This is a genomic window from Okeania sp. SIO2F4, from assembly GCF_010672385.1.
Taxonomy (GTDB): domain Bacteria; phylum Cyanobacteriota; class Cyanobacteriia; order Cyanobacteriales; family Microcoleaceae; genus Trichodesmium.
In genome coordinates this window covers 1-4597 of the sequence record NZ_JAAHGT010000798.1, presented here as the reverse complement: position 1 = coordinate 4597, position 4597 = coordinate 1, and the positions used below count along the sequence as shown (strand labels likewise).

General features: G+C 38.2%; 1 protein-coding gene and 1 pseudogene. One reads left to right on the top strand and one right to left on the bottom strand.

Features of this window, described 5'->3' with window-relative positions:
• Positions 1-31 precede the first annotated feature (31 nt).
• Positions 32-493: pseudogene (locus F6K22_RS32885) on the top strand (RNA-guided endonuclease TnpB family protein).
• A gap of 285 nt (positions 494-778) precedes the next feature.
• Here the strand turns inward: F6K22_RS32885 and F6K22_RS32880 are convergent.
• Positions 779-3136: a PhoX family protein gene (locus tag F6K22_RS32880; RefSeq protein ID WP_293108005.1), complete on the bottom strand. Its 2358-nt coding sequence runs from the start codon at positions 3134-3136 to the stop codon at positions 779-781.
• Positions 3137-4597: the final 1461 nt, after the last annotated feature.

The window sequence follows — 4597 nt, the reverse complement described above, 5'->3', positions numbered from 1 at the left end:
TAGGCTAAGAGTAGCTAAATTTCATGCCAAACTGAAAGATACAAGGACAGATTTTCTACATAAATTATCCACTGAAATAATTCGTGAAAACCAAACAGTTGTTTTAGAGGATTTAAACGTTTCTGGTATGGTGAAAAACCGGAAATTATCCAGAGCAATTTCTGATTTAGGTTGGAGACAATTCCGGACATTCCTAGAAGGAAAAGCAGAAAAATATGGTCGTGATTTTAGAGTAATTAGTCGTTGGGAACCTACCTCTCAAATTTGCTCAAATTGTGGTTTTCAAGGTGGCAAGCTAGACCTTTGAGTAAGAGAATGGGAGTGTCTCAACTGTGGTGCAAAACATGATAGAGATCAGAATGCAGCAATAAATATATTAGTCGCGGGCGGGCAGTCCGAGATACTAAACGGACGTGGAGGCAAGCGTAAGACTACCGCCAAGGGAGCAGCCGTCTGTGAAACGTCAACCCGCCGAGGAGCTAAGGCTCGGTAGGAATCTCCGTGCCTTCAGGCCGGGGAGGATGTCAAAAGCTTTAAATGTTGCATTAGAAAAAAATCGTTAAGCCTTGCTACAACAAAAATTATACAAAAAACCAATGCAGAGTTTCAGCTGTGTCAGTCCACTACTACAAGTTTTGCACCAAATTAGCTGTGTCATTCTACTACTATACCTTCTCGCGTCAAGATAAAATCTGCAAGAGGGGCTATGTATCCCGACGCTCATCTTTCAGATAGAGCGCGAGACTTATAGCCCCTCAATCTCCCCGTTAGTTAAATTCTAAACAAACGCAGCACCGTCTCTACGAGTAACACCAATTACAGAAGGTCTTGGGGGTAGCAAACCATTAAAACTTCCTCCAGGATTACCTGTATACCCTATATTACTAGGCCAATTACTGCCACGAGGTACACTTCGCTGCTGAGTAAAGAGAGTGCCATCTAAATTTAACATCTCAATATCCCGACCTAGTAGAACTCCATCTCCAATGGGTGAGCTTTCTCCAGGGTGTTGTACAGCTAATAGTAGAGTTTCATCTACACCACTACTATTTCTGATAAAGTATGGTCCAGTCATTTCGCAACGAGGAGGCCCATAAGCAAAAGGTACAACCAATCCAGCATTAGGTCCGACAACAGGAATGTAGAACAACCAGTTGTTACCAAATACCCCTGTTAAGCTAGAAATATTTCCAGTAGCAGTATGGTCAATCTCTCTTTGTTCTCCAGCAGCACCAGTTCTGAAACCATTGTGATTACTGGTAGACATATCTGTTACACCCCAGATATTACCCAGAGTATCAATTTCTAGGTTATCTACGTTAGCAAAACCTGCACCATTAATCGCACCATCTTCTCCACTGTGTTCAAAAACAGACCAGCTAAAGGTAAGACTTGTGGCATCGCTGTTCGTTTCAATGATTCTGTATAAACCACCAAACTGCTGAATAGCATCAACATCAGCAGAGTATTTACTCACAACAAATACCCTAGAATCTGGATATCCATCTCCACCTGGTGCATTATCTGTATAGGCAATAAATAAGCTACCATCACCAGGATGAACTTCTACATCTTCGGGACGAGAAGAAGGAGTACCACCTACCAGGTTAGAAGCTAAGAAAGCATCGGTTAAAATTGCACCTTGGTTAGGATAGAAGTCTGCTAGAGTTCTGCCTTGATAATCAGATAATACAGTTTCATTAGTCAGGTCTACAATGAGAGACCCACCATCTTCAGTTGCTCCTGCAATACCAGCACGCTGAGGTAAGCGAATTCGACCATCTCTTTGAGCTTGACCAAAAGCATTTAATTCAGCTTCAGCAATTTCACTTGGTGATAGAGGATTAGTTGGTGTACCAGGAACTAAAGGTATCCACTGACCAGAAAAATCAGGATTTAATCTTGCCACATAAAGAATACCATCTTCAAATAATTGGCTATTGCTTGGGTCGGTAGGATTGGAAACAATACCATTACTGACAAACTTATAAGTATGACCGCCACGACGGTCATCTCCCATATAAGCAACTAAGGGTCTACCTGCTTCTACTCTAAAAGCAATATTTTCATGGCGGAAACGACCTAGAGCTGTATGTTTCCTGTTTTGGAAACTTGGGTCTGCTGGAGAAATTTCTACCATCCAGCCATACTTTTCACCAACTAAACCGAAAATAAAACCTATCTCTTGATCTTGATCATAACCAGTTTGAGTACCGTTAGGTAATACGCCTTCTGTAACGCTACCTTGGAAGTTTTCTTCAGCAGTCAAGATTGTACCCCAAGGAGTTGTACCACCAGAACAATTGAAGGCTGTACCAATAATTCGATTACCAAGTCCATCAGAACTTAGAGGAAATACATCAGTAGCAGCAGGTCCAGTTCCTATTAAGAAGTTTTGGTCTCCAGTCTGATAGCTAGTTGTACCCCAGGACGTAACGCTTTGATAACCATCTGAACGTTCAGAGTTAATTCCTAATCCAGATAGGAGATGTATTCTACGGTTAGCACTATCGTCTACAGGAGCATAACGACCATTACTTTTTCTAATTCTGACAATAGACCCACCTTGGTTATAAGCAAATTCGCCACGGGTGAAGGAGCTCTCTTGAGATAAATCTAAACCTAGTACAAGTTGGTCTGTTGTGGGGAAACCAGCTAGGTCATCACCACCTATTAATGAGGATATGGGATAAGAGACATACTCATGGTTAACCCATAGGTAGCCATCATCAGGGTTACCATTAATAGGAATAAAGCTTACATAGTCGCAGTTATAACCAAAGTATTCTTCTGGGTTAGGAAATACGCGATCGCCCCAACCAACAATTACATATCTTTCATATTCGGGGGGTACTATGACATCATCAAAGTATTGATAGGATGACAGTGCAACATCCTGATTTGCTGCTAGAGTATTTCCTTGCCCACCAATTGCTAAAGGTACGTAGCTAGGATTAGTTTCATAAGCTTCTAAAGGATGTGCCAATTTCAGGGGTGTAAAACTCAAACCTCCAGTTTGAGCTTGAGCTACTTCGGAGCTACTACCTAAAAAATTGCCAATTTTTGGTGATAGTGCTGTAGCTGCTGCGCTACATCCGAAGAACATTAATAGTTTTCTGCGAGTAAGTCTAGACATAAAAGTTTTTCTAGTTTCTCTGTGTCTGAGAAGTGGTAGATAGGGATTTTGGATGTATTACTAGCAGTATTTTTGACCTAAATTATGTTTATGTAATCGGTTTTTTTTATGCTGCCTCCAGAAGTTTATCTGTAACAATTTATCTTTGGTTTATAATTTGTTTAAATTTAGTTAAAGGATTGTTTAAATTTGGGTTAATCTATCAATCAATCCAAGATTAAGAAGATATTTAATTGCAGAATTTTCACAGTTATATCTAATCACCAGATTAGATTTATCAATGTTGTAGGGATAGTTTTATAATCTAATACTATTTGGATAAAATGAAGTTAGAAATATAGCAATAGCTAAAACAAAGGAATATTAATCATCTTCTATAGCAATCATAAATAGGTTGCGGGTAATCAAAAAGTAAATAAAAAAAACTGAAACTCTTACCTGTTCCCTAAAAACCAGTAATATTTTTGACACGAATAAAATAGGATTGCTATATATAATAAGGAAGTAATGATAATCACCGATGCCCAATGTTTAGTAAATACTTATCGCGCCGATTATAACTAGCTTTAGTCACAGGATATAGGGCTACGCGCAAATTAAAAGTCAAAAGTCAAAAGTTAAAATTAATCTCTGACTTAATTTCAGGTTTTACCAATGTCCGCGCCCTAAATGTGTAGTGTTATAAATAATAAAATATCAAAGTAAAAGTCAGCATTCAGGTGTTAGATACAGCCTATTCCATCTAAGTGTTGTACAGTGATTCTAGTAGATTTGATTAAAGACATGAAAACTTTATTCCATACTTCAAAAACTATTTAAAAATTTAGTGCCACTGTACCTCATCAACCTGAAATCTGCTGTATAAATTGCATTTGAAGGAGAAAGAGAAATTAGTCTAGAAAAAATTATTGATAATTATCAAGTATTGGTAAAACCACTAAAGCTAACCTTAGCAGTCAAACTAATGCTTACCGAAAAACTCAGGTATAAAGCCTCTCCATTCATGGAGAAAAAGCGGTAGAGGGATGGATGGATTACCTAATACCGTTTCACTGAAGTCAGAAGTCAGAAGTTAGATTTTATCGACTAAAAACCTTGAAAATATCATAGTTTTACACAATTATTTGACATTTAAAGCTTGAAACTATTTGTGATATTCTTAAAGTAAATTGGTATAACCATATCTAATCGACTAAGAGAAGAAAAAAATCCTTTTAGCCAATCCTATCTGTTATAAGAATAGGTAATAATTTTGGTTTCAAGCCTCTCCTTTTAAGGGGAAAACAAAGACAATATTCCTTATATTCAATTCCCGAAGGATTTTAACCTTCTTGTAATTATCAATTATCAATTATCCATTATCCATTAATGAATTCTTCCTACTTGTCTTAGTCGTTAATCATCTATTGACCCCCAACGCGATGGCAGGTTTCCCATCGACCATGGCCATCGTTTCCTGCG